Source organism: Demequina lignilytica (assembly GCF_030418375.1).
Classification (GTDB): Bacteria; Actinomycetota; Actinomycetes; order Actinomycetales; family Demequinaceae; genus Demequina; species Demequina lignilytica.
The window spans coordinates 135449-148917 of the sequence record NZ_JAUHPZ010000003.1; the positions used below are offsets into that span (position 1 = coordinate 135449).

Annotated in this window: 13 protein-coding genes and 1 tRNA gene; 6 read left to right on the forward strand and 8 right to left on the reverse strand. The window is 73.7% G+C overall.

Going from position 1 to position 13469, the window contains the following annotated elements:
- Positions 1-2 precede the first annotated feature (2 nt).
- Entirely contained in the window at positions 3-647 is a 645-nt protein-coding gene (locus QQX13_RS06750) for a TetR/AcrR family transcriptional regulator (protein WP_301152909.1), read from the reverse strand.
- Positions 648-720: 73 nt separating this feature from the next.
- Here QQX13_RS06750 and QQX13_RS06755 point away from each other — a divergent pair, with 73 nt between their 5' ends.
- A complete protein-coding gene (locus QQX13_RS06755) occupies positions 721-1749 on the forward strand; it encodes an agmatine deiminase family protein (RefSeq protein ID WP_301152911.1) in 1029 nt (342 codons plus the stop codon).
- A complete protein-coding gene (locus QQX13_RS06760) occupies positions 1746-3458 on the forward strand; it encodes an amidase (protein WP_301152912.1) in 1713 nt (570 codons plus the stop codon). Before QQX13_RS06755 ends, QQX13_RS06760 begins: the two co-directional genes overlap by 4 nt.
- Positions 3459-3471: 13 nt before the next feature.
- Here QQX13_RS06760 and QQX13_RS06765 read toward each other — a convergent pair whose 3' ends face one another.
- The 4 genes from QQX13_RS06765 to QQX13_RS06780 form a co-directional block, all read right to left on the reverse strand.
- The gene (locus QQX13_RS06765; RefSeq protein ID WP_301118792.1) at positions 3472-3798 is read right to left on the reverse strand and encodes a type II toxin-antitoxin system PemK/MazF family toxin; all 327 of its coding nucleotides are present in this window, start codon (positions 3796-3798) and stop codon (positions 3472-3474) included.
- Positions 3791-4024 (reverse strand): YlcI/YnfO family protein, encoded by a 234-nt coding sequence (locus QQX13_RS06770; protein WP_301118791.1) that lies wholly within the window; start codon positions 4022-4024, stop codon positions 3791-3793. Before QQX13_RS06770 ends, QQX13_RS06765 begins: the two co-directional genes overlap by 8 nt.
- A 148-nt stretch (positions 4025-4172) precedes the next feature.
- A tRNA-Ala gene (locus tag QQX13_RS06775) sits at positions 4173-4245 on the reverse strand.
- 64 nt (positions 4246-4309) lie between these two features.
- Positions 4310-5770: a glycoside hydrolase family 43 protein gene (locus QQX13_RS06780; protein ID WP_301118790.1), complete on the reverse strand. Its 1461-nt coding sequence runs from the start codon at positions 5768-5770 to the stop codon at positions 4310-4312.
- A gap of 268 nt (positions 5771-6038) precedes the next feature.
- On the opposite strand from QQX13_RS06780, the gene QQX13_RS06785 reads away from it, so the two are divergent.
- Together QQX13_RS06785 and QQX13_RS06790 are read left to right on the forward strand one after the other, a co-directional pair.
- Positions 6039-8249, forward strand: coding sequence for a glycoside hydrolase domain-containing protein (locus QQX13_RS06785; RefSeq protein WP_301118789.1), 2211 nt, complete (start codon positions 6039-6041; stop codon positions 8247-8249).
- A 10-nt stretch (positions 8250-8259) separates the two neighbouring features.
- Positions 8260-9570: a glycosyltransferase gene (locus QQX13_RS06790; protein ID WP_301118788.1), complete on the forward strand. Its 1311-nt coding sequence runs from the start codon at positions 8260-8262 to the stop codon at positions 9568-9570.
- 100 nt (positions 9571-9670) lie between these two features.
- On the opposite strand, the gene QQX13_RS06795 is transcribed toward QQX13_RS06790, so the two are convergent.
- The 3 genes from QQX13_RS06795 to QQX13_RS06805 are packed head-to-tail and all read right to left on the reverse strand — an operon-like array spanning position 9671 to position 12515.
- Positions 9671-10651: a hypothetical protein gene (locus QQX13_RS06795; RefSeq protein WP_301118787.1), complete on the reverse strand. Its 981-nt coding sequence runs from the start codon at positions 10649-10651 to the stop codon at positions 9671-9673.
- A gap of 51 nt (positions 10652-10702) precedes the next feature.
- A complete protein-coding gene (locus tag QQX13_RS06800; RefSeq protein ID WP_301118786.1) occupies positions 10703-11278 on the reverse strand; it encodes a GNAT family N-acetyltransferase in 576 nt (191 codons plus the stop codon).
- Between the two features lies 1 nt (position 11279).
- Complete coding sequence (locus QQX13_RS06805; RefSeq protein WP_301118785.1) at positions 11280-12515, reverse strand: molybdopterin molybdotransferase MoeA; 1236 nt, start codon at positions 12513-12515, stop codon at positions 11280-11282.
- Between the two features lie 93 nt (positions 12516-12608).
- On the opposite strand from QQX13_RS06805, the gene QQX13_RS06810 reads away from it, so the two are divergent.
- A complete protein-coding gene (locus QQX13_RS06810) occupies positions 12609-13238 on the forward strand; it encodes a 5-formyltetrahydrofolate cyclo-ligase (RefSeq protein WP_301118784.1) in 630 nt (209 codons plus the stop codon).
- A gap of 9 nt (positions 13239-13247) precedes the next feature.
- Positions 13248-13454, forward strand: coding sequence for an FmdB family zinc ribbon protein (locus QQX13_RS06815; RefSeq protein WP_301118783.1), 207 nt, complete (start codon positions 13248-13250; stop codon positions 13452-13454).
- Positions 13455-13469: the final 15 nt, after the last annotated feature.

The following is a 13469-nucleotide window of genomic DNA, read 5'->3' on the forward strand; positions in this document are numbered from 1 at the left end:
GGCTACGGTGTCTCCCCTGCGTCGACAGTAGCGCGCTCCGGAGCCGCCACCGCACCGCGGGGAAGCCCGACCATCGCCTCGACGGCCCGCGCCGCGAGCGCAACCCGCGCATCGTCCTGGCGCCAGCGCACCAGCGCCTGGGCGTTGAGGCCGTCGATCATGCCCAGGACGTGCCAGGCGACCGCATCGGGGTCGGCCACCGTCAGGGAGCCGTCGGCCGCGCCCCGGGCGAGGAGCTCCACGAGCGCGACGTGCCACGCGTCCATCTGGTCGCGCACGGCCGCCGCGAGCTCGGCGTTGCGCCGACCGAGCGCCCACGCCTCGACCCACACGGCGGTGACGTCCTCGCGGCCGCCGCCCAGGAGGGTCCGGAGCAGCGCGCCCAGCGCGTCGGGTGCGTCCCCACCCGCGAGGTGCCGCACCTCGTCGAGCTCGGCGGCGACGATGCCGGCGAAGGTCTCGGCGACCAGCGCCTCCATGCTCGGGCTGTAGTGGGCGACCAGCGCGGGCGCGACGGCGGCCTCCGCGGCCACGCCGCGCAACGTGACCGCGGCGAGCCCGTCGCGCAGGGCCACGGCACGCGCCGCCCCGGCGATCTGGGCGCGCCGCTCGGCGGCGGGGAGTCGGCGACGATCCGTTGACGGCATGGAGGCGATTCTGTACCGTCGAGCGCTAGTTGATCAAGCGATCAACTATTGACCGACCCGCGATCGGAGCGCCATGGCCTGGACGATGCCCCCCGAGACCGCGCCGCACGCGCGGACGTGGATGGCGTTCCCCCGCGAGGGGCTGACGCTCGGCGCGACCGCGATGGAGCGCGACGCCGGATACGCGGCCTGGACGGCGGTCGCGCTCGCCGTGGCCGAGCTCGAGCCGGTGACCATGGTGGTCGACCCCTCGGAGATGTCGCGCGCGCGCCGCATGCTCGGCGGGGCGATCGACCTGCTCGAGGCACCGCTCGACGAGTTCTGGATGCGCGACGTGGGGCCCACGTTCGTGCTGGACGACGCGCGGCCCGGGGTCCTCGGCGCCGTCGACTGGGTCTTCAACGGCTGGGGCGCGCCCGCGTGGGCGGAGTGGGAGAAGTCGGCGCGGCTCGGGAGGGTGGTCGCCGAGGCGGCGGGCGCCGAGCTGGTGCCGTCCGCGCTGGTCAACGAGGGCGGCGGGATCCACGTCGACGGTGACGGGCTGGTGCTCCTGACGGAGACGGTGCAGCTCGACCCCCGCCGCAACCCCGGGCTGGATCGCGCGGCGGTCGAGGCGGAGATGGCGCGGGCGATCGGCGCGACCCGCGCCGTGTGGCTGCCGCGCGGCCTCACCCGCGACTACGACGACCTGGGCACCAACGGCCACGTGGACATCGTCGCCGCGCCGGTCGGCGGAGGCCGCGTGCTCCTGCATGCCCAGACCGACCCGGAGCACCCCGACTACGAGGTGAGCGCCGCGCTGCGCGACCTGCTGAAGACCGAGGTCGACGCCGCCGGGCGTCCGCTGGAGGTGATCGACCTGCCCGCGCCGCGCACGCTGCGGGACGGCCACGGCCCGGTCGACTGGAGCTACGTCAACCACTACGCGGTCAACGGCGGCGTGATCGCCTGCGGCTTCGGGGAGGACGATGCGGACGCCGCCGCCCGCGAGGTGCTCGCCGAGGCGTACCCGGGCCGCACGGTGGTGACGGTCGACGCCCGCGAGATCTTCGCCCGCGGGGGCGGCATCCACTGCATCACCCAGCAGGAGCCGGCGCGATGACCGTCGACGTGGTCGAGGCCTCGATCGCCTCGCTCGCCGCCTCCCTCTCGGCGGGTGAGACGACCGCGGTCGCACTGGTCGAGGCGTACCTCGCACGCATCGCGGCCTACGACGGCCCCGATACCCCGACCGCGCTCAACGCGGTCCCGGTGCTGGACCCGACCGCGCTCGACCAGGCGCGCGAGTCCGACGCGCGCCGCGCCCGCGGCGAGGCGCGCGGCCCCCTCGACGGCATCCCGTACACGGCCAAGGACTCGTACCTGGTGCGGGGGCTCCCGTGCGCCGCCGGCAGCCCCGCGTTCGCCGACCTGATCGCGCAGGACGATGCGTTCACCATCGCGCGCCTGCGCGCGGCCGGCGCCATCTGCCTCGGGCTCACCACGATGCCGCCGATGGCGAACGGCGGCATGCAGCGCGGCCTCCACGGCCGAGCCGAGAGCCCGTATCGCGCCGACTTCCTCACCGCCCCCTTCGCGTCGGGCTCCTCGAACGGGTCCGGCACGGCGACCGCCGCATCGTTCGGCGCCTTCGGCCTGGGCGAGGAGACCTGGTCGAGCGGCCGGGGGCCCGCCTCGAACAACGCGCTGTGCGCGTACACGCCGTCGCGGGGCGTGATCTCCGTGCGCGGCAACTGGCCGCTGGTGCCGACCATGGACGTCGTGGTGCCGCAGACGCGCACCATGGCGGACCTGCTCGCGGTGCTCGACACGATCGTCGCGCCCGACCCCGAGGTCGACGGCGACCTGTGGCGCGCCCAGCCCTGGGTGGACCTGCCCGTTGTCGCGCGGGTGCGGCCCGAGTCGTTCCCCACCCTGGCCGACGGCGCGCGCGAGTCGCTCGCGGGCCTGCGGATCGGAGCCCCGCGCCTCTACCTCGGCACGGATGCCGAGGCCGGGACCAACCCCCAGGGCGGCGTCGGCGGCCCGACCGGCACCCGCATCGTCCCTCGCCCGTCCTCGCTCGAGCTGTGGGAGGCGGCGCGCGCCGACCTCGAGGCCGCCGGCGCGACCGTGGTCGACGTCGACCTGCCGATGATCAGCAACTACGAGGGCGACCGGCCCGGCGCGCCCACCATCGCAACTCGCGGGCTGGTGCCGGCGGAGTTCCTGCACACCGAGGTGCGGGGGCTGTCGGCCTGGGCGTGGGACACCTTCCTGCGCCTCAACGGCGACCCCGGCCTGTCGCGTCTCGACGAGGTCGACGGCACGCGCATCTTCCCCCACCCCGCAGGCGCGCTACCGGACCGGTACACCGGCTTCGAGGACGACATCGCCGAGTACCCGGCGCTGGCGCGCGCGGGGCTGCCCGCGACGCTGGACGGCTTCCCCGCCATGGAGGCCGGGCTGCGTGGGCTCGAGGAGACGCGGCGTCTGGACCTCGAGGAGTGGATGGACTCCCGGGGTCTCGACGCGATCGCCTTCCCCGCCGTCGCCGACGTGGGCCCCGCGGACATGGACGTGAACCCTGACTCCGCGGACCTCGGCTGGCGCAACGGCGTGTGGGTCGCGAACGGCAACCTCGCGATCCGCCACCTGGGCGTGCCGACGGTGACGGTCCCGATGGGGACGATGCGCGACATCGGCATGCCGGTCGGCCTCACCTTCGCGGGGCGCGCCTACGACGATGTGGCCCTGCTGCGGATCGGCGCGGGCTTCGAGGCGCTCGGCCGGCGCCGCACCGAGCCGCCGCGGACGCCGCGGCTCGGATGACGCGCACCGCCCGTCAGGACATCAGCGGCACGTCGAGGTCGTAGGCGAGGACCACTGCGCGCGCCAGCGCGCGCTCCTGGGCTGTCGTGAGGAAGCCGACGGTCCGGCCGAGCGCGCTCGCCGGCACCGTGAGGACGTTGTCGAGGGAGACCGCCGACTCGTGGTCCAGGCCGTTGGCACGCCCGACCGGCAGCTCGCTCGACAGACCTGTGACGGTGCTCGTGATCGGAGCGACGGTCACCTTGGTCATGGCACCCCGCGCCGCCTCGCGCGTCAGGATCAGCGCCGGGCGGGTCTTGTCGAGCCGCACGAGCCTGATCTCACGCGGCCGCTCAGTCATCGATCCCGGCGTGCTCGACCGTCCACGCCACCACGGGGTCGAGGTCGTCGCCCGGCCCCGCGTCGCGCAGGATCACTGCATCGCGCTGGGCGAGCGTGCGCCTCATCTCCCGCTCGAGCGCGGACGCCACCAGCGCGGCCCGGCTGGGCGCCTCCCCGGCCGCGACCGCCTCGTCGAGGAAGGCGACCATCTCGTCCGGAAGCCGGACCGCGATCTGGGTGCTCATGGTCGCCATCGTACGCCGCTGCATCCCACAATGGGATGCAGTTCGCGCGCGTGTGGACAGGCGGGCCGACGGCACCCACGCGCGCACGGGATCCCACCAGCGGACATGACGAAAGGGGCCCGCCGGACGGCGGGCCCCTTCTCACTCGTGGAGCTGAGGGGATTCGAACCCCTGACCTTCTCATTGCGAACGAGACGCGCTACCAACTGCGCCACAGCCCCAAGTGCTGGAATAGATTAGCACCTCCGCGCGGGGCGACGCGACCACCGTGCGGCTCGTCGACGGTCAGTCGCGCGGGTCCTCCGCGTACGCCATCCGCCGCACGGTGGCCGCGCCGCCGAGGGCCTCGATCGCGAGCATCCGGCCCGTGAAGCCGCCTGCGACCTCCGTCGACACGTAGCGTCCGTCGACCGAGCCGAGCGCCACGAACGCCCCGTCGCGGACGATCCCAGGCTCGAGCAGATCGGGGCCCAGGCGGCCGTAGAGCTCGCGCGACGGCGACGAGCGGACCGCGAGCAGGTCGCCGTCGCGCAGGTCCAGCTCCGACAGGGCCTGGTCGAACGGCCCGGACACGGCGCGCCCGCGGACCCGGTCGCCCACGCGCTCGACTCCGACCCAGCTGCGCGCGTCCATGCGCACGCTCAGGCACGCGTCGCCCGCCGCGACCTCGGCCGTCGCCAGGAACCCGATCGCGGGGATGCGGGCGCACAGCAGGTCGAGCTGCTCCCCCGCGTCCGCGTCGCGACCGACGGAGAGCTCCAGGCCAGCGGCGGTCACCGTCGCGATCTGCGCCGGCGCCTTGCCGGGAGCGAGCCAGCGCGCGTCGAGCGTGTGGCTGACGAACGGCTCGTCCCACGAGCCGTCGCGGTCGGGCACGTCGAATCGGCCCTCGTCGACAACGGGCCAGCCGTCGATCCAGTCGACGCCCGCGATGAACGTCTCGCGGCCGTTCACATGGAAGCCGGGGTAGGCGCCGGTCGGGCGCATGCCGAGGTACACCATCGCCCAGGAGCCGTCGGACAGCTCGACCAGGTCGGGGTGCCCGGTCGCCTGCACCGGATGCGGCAGGCTGCGGTGGGTCAGGATCGGGTTCGCGGGGTTCGACTCGAACGGCCCGTGGGGGCTGCGCGACCGCGCGATCGACGCGCCGTGGCCCACGTGGGTGCCACCCTCGGCGACCGAGAGGTACCACCAGCCGTCCCGCTCGAACAGGTGGGGGCCCTCGGTGTCCTTCATCTCGGTGCCTCGCCACAGCTCGATGCGGTCGGTGAGCCGCTCGCCGGTGCGCGGGTCGACCTCGACCTGGTAGATCGCGGGAGGGTTGTGGCCGCACCAGGTGAGCAGGCACGTGCCGTCCTCGAGCCAGGCGAGGTCGGGATCGATCCCGTCGGTGCCCTCGACGTACACGGGTGCCGACCATGGCCCCGAAGGGTCCTCCGCGTGCACGATCAGCTGCCCGCGGCCCGCGTCGCGGATCGAGGTGGTGATCATCCAGAACAGGCCGTCGTGGTGGCGCAGGGTGGGGGCGAAGATCCCGGAGCTCGCCGCGTCGTGGCCCTCGCCGCCGTTGATGGCGGCGGGATCGGTGAGCGCGTGGCCCACGAGCTCCCAGTCCACCAGGTTCCGGGACCGGTGGATCGGCACCCCGGGCACGTACTCGAAGGTCGAGCTCGCGAGGTAGCACCACTCGCCCACCCGGCAGATCGAGGGGTCCGGGTAGAAGCCGGCGAGGATCGGCATCGTCATTGTTGTCTCTCCAAACTTAATGGCGGGATCACTCTATACGCTCCATCGGGCCGCCACACGCCCCCGTTCCACCGCCGCATGCCTCGCGGCCGCCGGACGTGCACCCCGCCCACGCGACGGCCGGACAGAAAGTTAAAGAGTTCGTCACATGACGGCAACGGACCAGACACGGCCCCCGCCTACCGTCATGCCAAGGACGCCCGAGGATGCGCGTCCCCTCGTTTCGCACCGGAGCCACTCAGCGCGACCCCGGGAAGGAGGTGCCGCCGTGTACGACGACGTCGACCCGTTCATCGGGACGGAGGCCACCGTCCTGCCCGAGCCCTCCGGGATCGCGGCCACCTGGTGGTGGCCCAAGCCCCAGGTGGGCAACACGCACCCGGGTGCCTGCTACCCGCTCGGCATGGTCTCGGCCTGCGCCTACTCGGGCGGCTACCCCACGGGCTACGGCCTCTACGACCTCAGCACCGAGGGCGTCCCCACACGCCTGCACGACCGCGCCGTCACCTCCGGCTTCACGCACTTCCAGCAGTCCGGCACCGGCGCGATCCGCAAGTACTACAACTACTTCCGCGTCACGCCCATGATCGAGCCGCTGGACGAGCTCGACCGCACCTGGGACCTCGTCTCGGAGGAGGCCGCGCCCGGCTGGTACGCGGCCACGCTCGACAACGGCATCGAGGCGGAGATCACGGTCGGCCCGAAGTCCGCCGTCCACCGCTACCGCTTCCCGGAGCACCCGTCCGCCCGCGTGGTGGTCGACTTCTCGGTCGGCGGTCTGGAGATCCCTTACGGCGCGACGCTCCCGCTGCGGGCGCGGCTCGAGGCGGTCGAGCCCGGCGTGGTGCAGGGCGAGATCGTGGTCGAGGGCGTGCCGCTGTCCGTGTACATCGAGTGCGACGCCGACGACTGGCGCCAGATGCTCTGGTACGACCGCCGGCTCATGCCCGCCGGTCAGCGCCTCGACCTCGACTCGATCCGCCCGTCGACGCTGCGCCCGTTCGGCCTCATGTGGATGGGCACCGCGTCGCAGGGCCAGTCGGTCGAGGTGCGCATGGGCTTCTCGCTGCGCGGCGTCGACCAGGCACGCCGCAACCTGCACAAGGACCTGGGCGAGCTCGGCTCCTTCTCGACCCGCCTGGCGGGGACCCGGGAGACCTGGCGCGGCCTGCTCGACGCGATCACGGTCGACACCGAGGACGACGTCCGGCGCGAGGTGTTCGCGACCGCCGTGTACCACTCGCTCCTGAAGCCCTGCTTCGCGGCGGATGAGAGCCCGTTCTGGTCCCACAAGGGGCCGTTCGTGTTCGACGTCTCGACCATGTGGGACATCTACCGCACCCAGCTGCCGCTGCTGACGGCGCTGATGCCGCACCGCGTGGTCGAGTTCGCCAACGCGATGCTCACCATCGCCGAGGAGGAGGGCAACCTCCCGATCGGCTACCGCATGGCGCGCGGCTCCGACCGTTTCAGCCGCCAGGGCAGCGCGCTCGTGCACACGCTGCTGGCGGACCTCGCGCACCTCGGGCTGCACGGCATCGACTGGGACTGGGCGATGGTGCACATGCAGACCGACCTGCGACGCAGCTACGGCGAGGAGTTCCTGCTGCAGGGCTACGCCCAGCCCATGAGCCACACGCTGGACCTGGCGTACGGCTACTGGTGCGCCGGCGTGATCGCGCAGCTGCTCGGCGACACCGCCCAGCTCCGGGAGAACGTCGAGATGGCCGCTCGCTGGCGCAACGCCTTCGACGAGGAGACGGGCCTGCTGCGCGACTCGACCTACTACGAGGGCACCAAGTTCAACTACTCCTTCCGGATCCTCCACGACATGGCTGCCCGCATCGAGCTCGCCGGCGGGGACGAGGCGTTCGTCGCGCTGCTCGACGCCTTCTTCGGGTTCGGCGCGGAGCCGGTGGTCCAGCCGGGCGAGCGACCGGGTTTGGAGGAGATGCGCGCGGGCTACGCGCTCGGCCGCTTCGAGGGCCTCAACAACGAGCCCGACATGGAGGCCCCCTGGGCCTACCACTACGCCGGCCGGCCGGACCGGACCGCCGAGGTGGTCCACGGCATCGTCCACCAGATGTTCGGCCCCGGCCGCGGCGGGCTGCCGGGCAACGACGACTCCGGCGGCCTCTCGTCCTGGTTCGTGTGGGCCTGCCTGGGACTGTTCCCGGTCGCCGGCCAGAACCTGTTCCTGCTCCACCCGCCCGCCTTCGCCTCCGCGCGGATGCGCATGGCGCGCGGGGAGCTCACGATCGTGGCGGACGGCTTCATCGAGCCCACGCCCGGCGGACCGGTGCAGTACATCCGGTCCGTCACCCTCGACGGGGCCCCCGTCGAGTCCTCCTGGATCGCCGGCTCCGAGCTCCATCAGGGCGGAGAGCTGCGCTTCACGCTGGCGGACACCCCAGGCGACTGGGGCCGCACGCATCGTCCCCCCTCAACCCCACGCCCCACCCAGGGGCTGCTTCCGTGAAGGAGGTGTCATGAACACCGAGGTCAACCGCAGGCTCGTCATCATCGTCCGGGCCGACCCCGTCATCTGCGGCCACTCCGGCGAGGCCCGCAACCTCGCCGAGGTCGCGCTCACCCGTGGCTTCGACGACGTCCGGATCGTCACCTGGCCCCTCGATCGGCTCGAGGAGACCGGCCTGCCCCTCAAGCCCATGGACACCGTCCTGCCCTACTCCCCCGGCATCACCGTCGAACGCCCGGGGCCCGTGGGCGGCTACAAGATCCCCGACGGCCGCTACCTCGCCGGCATGGTCGGGCGCCTGGTGGAGCTCTTCACGGACGGCGTCCCGACCGTCGCGATGAGCCTGTACCTCCACCCGCACACCACCGCCGTCGCGGAGGCGCTGCGCATCGCGCGGTCGACCGGCCTGCCGGTCAACGTCACCACCATCGCGGAGGCGGTCGGCTCCGACATCACGGACGTGGTGCGGTCGGCCGTCGACCACGGCGAGTTCGGAGCGGCCGCCGCGGTGCTGTCGAACTACCTGTCCCAGGACCTGTGCGTCGCGGTCTCCGAGTACACCAAGCAGGTGATCGTGGAGTCCGCGGCGGAGCTCGACGCCGTGTACGGCACGGCGTTCGCCCCGCAGTGCGACGCCCGGGTGAAGATCTCGTACCCCGCGATCGACACCTCGGCGTACCTCGCCCTGGACGAGGAGGAGACGGCGCGGGTGCTCGCGGACCGCGGCCTCGAGCGCGGACGCTACGTGCTGTACCTGTCCCGCCTCCAGAAGGCCAAGGGCGTGGACGACCTGATCCGCGGGTTCGCCGCCTCCGAGGCCTGCGAGACGCAGACCCTGGTGATCGCGGGACGCGGGCCGGACCTGGGGTACTTCCAGGAGGTCGCCGCGCGCACCACCGCCGCGTCACGCATCATCTTCCTGCAGGACGTGGGCGACGAGGAGAAGCCGCATCTGATGGCGGCGTGCTCCGCGTACGCGCTCCCGTCGAAGCCCGCGCCGGAGTTCACCGAGACGTTCGGCATCGCGCTGGTCGAGAAGATGCTCGCCGGCGGCGGACCCGTCATCACCTGCGACACCGGCGGCATCCTCGAGGCGGTGGGCGACACCGCGGTGGTGGTGCCGTCCGGCGACCCGTCGGCGCTGACCGTGGCGCTCAACGTGTGCGCCGGCGGGATCGACGACGCCGAGGCGGAGTGGTGGCAGCACCGCGCCCGTGAGCACGCGATGCAGTTCGACCGCGTCAACGTGTTCGACCGCCTGTTCGGCTACCTGCACACCGAGCCGTCCCTGGTGGCCAGCCCCAGCCGCGTCCGGATCTGACACCGACGACGATGCCCGCCGCGTCCGCGCGGCGGGCATCGTGGCGTCCGGGGGCGCACAGCCGTCGGGACGATGCGACGGTCGGGCGAGGAGCCCGCGCTCAGGCCGAGCGGGAGGTGCGGCGCGCGAGGATCTGCTCGAGCGACGTCGTGGTGGTCGCCGCCGGCTCGTCCGTCGCGGACGCGGCGGGCGCCTCGGCGGGGCGGTACGACGCCGCGGCGATGTCCTCGTCCGCCAGCGGTCGCGCCTGGGCCTGACGCACCTCGGGCTTGAGCGTGTAGCTCGGCGCGGGCATCTCGCGCGGGCTCCAGGCGGCAGACTCCTCCGCCGCGGGGGCCGACGAGGCGGCAGGCGCCTGCACGGCGGCGGGCGCCGGCACCGAGAGCGGCTTGAGGTCGGCCGACGTGACCACACGGATCGCCTGCGTCTCGACATCCGACGGCTGGGCGTCGCGACCGGCCGCACGCTCGCGCGTCACCTTGCGCAGGGCCTGGGTGGCGGTGGCGGCCGCGGAGACCTCACGGGCGACCATCGCGATCCGCGCGTCGGCGCGACGCTGCGCGGAGGCGGCGCGTGCGCCCTGCACCATCACGCCCGCGAGCAGCGCCGTCGCTCCCGCACCGACGGCGACATGAGCGGCGCCCAGGGCGACCAGGACCCACGCGGTCAGCGTGAGCGCGGTGACGCCCAGCGCGACGCGGGCGCGGCGGCGGGCGCGTGCCTTGCGCTCGGCGACGACCGCGGCACGGTCCTTGCGCATCGCGACCAGCTGGCGCTGGGCGGCGGTCGCGGCGCGGTCGATCGGGCCCGACGGACGGGACATCTGGTCCGCGCCGAGCTTCGCGATCGAGGCGCGCGCGGCACCCGTGACGAGCAGCGGGACCTCGCCCGAGTCGGAGCTGGGACGGTCGGCAGGGCGCTCGACGCGCTCGGCGGCGGTCTTCACCACGCGCATCTCCGCGGAGAAGCGGTCCTCCGTGCGCACGAGCGCGTAGTCGGAGCGCTCCTTGATCCGCTGGGGGATCACATAGGCGAGCACCATGCCGAGGGCGATGATCGCGAGCAGTCCAGCGGGAGGCATGTGACGACGCTACGGCGGACGCCACCGCAACCGCGGGAGGCGCGCGGCGTGTCAGCCCTCAGGCTCCCAATATCGGCCGGTGCGCGGCTGATCTTGAGTTCGCGAGTAGACGATGTGGTCGCGCCACCCGCCGTCGATGTAGAGGAACGAGCGGCGCGGCCCGTCCAGGGTGAACCCGAGCTTCTCCGCCACCCGGCGGCTCGCCTGGTTCTCGGGACGCATCGCGACCTCGACCCGGTGCAGCCCCTGCGCGAAGGCGTGCTCGACCAGCATCGCGGCCGCCGTGGGCACGATCCCGAGGCCAGCATGCTCCCGGTCGAGCCAGTAGCCGAGCGAGCCCGAGCGCTGCGCACCCCACTCGACACCGGCCACCACCACGCGGCCCACCAGCGCGCCGTCGAGCTCGATCGCCATCGGCCATCCGGTCCCGAGCCTCCGCGCGCGGCGCTCGGAACGGATGAACTGCCGGAAGGAGACCGCCGGGATGGGCGCCTCGGGCGGCGCGGTCGCCTCCCAGGGCCGGAGCCAGTCGCGGTTGGCGCTGCGCAGCGCCGCCCACTCGTCCGCGTCGCGGACCCTCAGGGGTCGCACCCTGAGCGTGCCGCGGACCAGCTCCGGCTCCCCCACGTCAGTCGTCCCAGACGGTGCAGCGCACGAGGTCGCCGGGGTGGACCTCCGTGGTGCGGGCGTCGATCCACGCGATGCCGTCGGCCGCACCGAGCGACGCGAGCGTCGCCGCGCCGCCCTGCCCGGCGGGCGTCGCCGTCACGGAGCCCTGCCCGTCGACCCCCAGGCGCACCGGCACGGCATGCGCCGCAGCGTCCGGCGAGGCGAAGCCGGCGGTGAGACGGGCTCGCACGCCGGGACGCAGATACTCGGCGAAGCCGCACATGCGCCGGAGCGCGGGCCTCACATAGGCCTCGAAAGCGAGCGCGGCGGCGGCGGGCGCACCCGGCAGCGCGATCACCGGCACATGCCGGCCCAGGTCCTCGCCCACGACCGCGAGCGCGTGCCGCGAGCCCGGTCGGAAGGCCAGGTCCACGTCCTCGACCCGGCCGAGCTGACGGAGGACGGCGACCACCGCATCGTCCCGGCCGTCGCTGAGGCCGCCGGTGGTGATCACCAGGTCGGCGCGCACCAGCTGATCCTCGATCGCGGTGCGCAGCGTCCGGCGATCGTCGTCGACGGCGGGGATCCGCACCGCGTGGGTGCCGGCGGACCTCGCGGCGACGGCGACCAGGCGCCCCGTCGCCTCCGGCACGCCGAGGAGACCGCCCGCGGTCTCGACCAGCTCGCCTCCCGTCGGGATCACCACCACGCGCGGCACCGGCCGGACCGCGAGCCGCGACAACCCGAGCGACGCCGCGAGCGCGAGCTCGCGCCCACCCAGGCGGCGTCCCGCGGGCACCAGCACGGTCCCCGCCCGGGCGTCGGACCCGACCTCGCGGACCCCGGAGCCCGCGCGCACCCGCTCCCGGATCTCAACGCGGGCCGCTCCCCCGTCGGTCGACGCGAGCGGGACCACCGCATCGGCCCCGCTCGGCAGCAGCATCCCGGACGACACGCGCGCCGCCGTCCCCGGCAGAAGCCGGCGCGGGCCGCGGTCGGAGAACGCGACGTCGTGCGACAGGGGCAGCGAGACGGGCGCCGCCTCGACGTCCTGCGCGAGCACCGCGAAGCCGTCGTGGGCGGCGCGCGGCGCGTCGGGAAGCGGGTGGTCCGCCACGAGCGGCTCGAGGAGCGTGGCCCCCGCGGCGTCGCCGACGAGGACCGTCAGCGGCTCGATGGGGGCGAGCGCGGCGGCGACCGCCGCGCGGTGCTCGTCGAGGCTGCGGCTGACCCGGCCGTCCATGCCGGTCAGCATGCGCGGTGCTCCTGGCGGGATTCCATGCGACGAGCCTAGGGACATGCCCCGAAGTGGAACAAAGATTTACCGAACTTTGGCACAATGGCTCCCATGACGCCGATGTCCGAAGGCCACCTGCGTGCCCCCGAGCCGGACGAGGCGAAGGCGCACCTGCGAGCCGTGATCCGACGCGAGAGGCTCCAGCGGAGCGAGCGCCGCCGCCATGAGGCGGCGGCGGCCTTCCGCGACCACGTGCTCGCCCTGCCGGCGGTGCAGGCGGCCTCCTGCGTGTCCGTCTACGCGTCGCGGCCCCACGAGCCCAGCACCGGGCCCCTGATCGAGGCGCTGCATGTGCGCGGGGTCAGGGTGCTGATCCCGCTGCTCGGCGACGGCCTCCAGCGAGGCTGGGGCGTCTATCGCGGCGTGGACGACCTGGTCGAGCGTGCCCCGGGACGCCCTCCGGAGCCGTCCGGGGACTTCCTCGGCTCGGTGACCCTCGCGGAGGCCGACGTGATCGTGGTCCCGGCGCTCGCGGTCGACACGTCGGGCACCCGCCTCGGCCAGGGCGGAGGGTGGTACGACCGCGCCCTGGTCGACGCGAAGCCGGACGCGCCGGTGGTGGCGCTGACGTTCTCGGGCGAGGTGCGCGACGCCGCGACGGACCCGCTGCCGAGGGAGCCGCACGACCTGGGCGTGGACATGGTCATCACACCCGAGGGGGCATTCGAGCTCGGGGCGTAGAATACGCCCATGCCTACCTACTCCTACGCGTGCACCGCGTGCTCACACGCGTTCGACGCGGTGCAGTCGATCCACGACTCAGCCCTGACCGAGTGCCCCGAGTGCACCGGTCCCGTCCGGAAGCAGTTCGGCTCGGTCGGCGTGACCTTCAAGGGCTCGGGCTTCTACCGCACGGACTCCCGCTCCGAGTCGAAGACCGCGTCCAGCTCCTCCTGATCGCGGCGTCCCCGC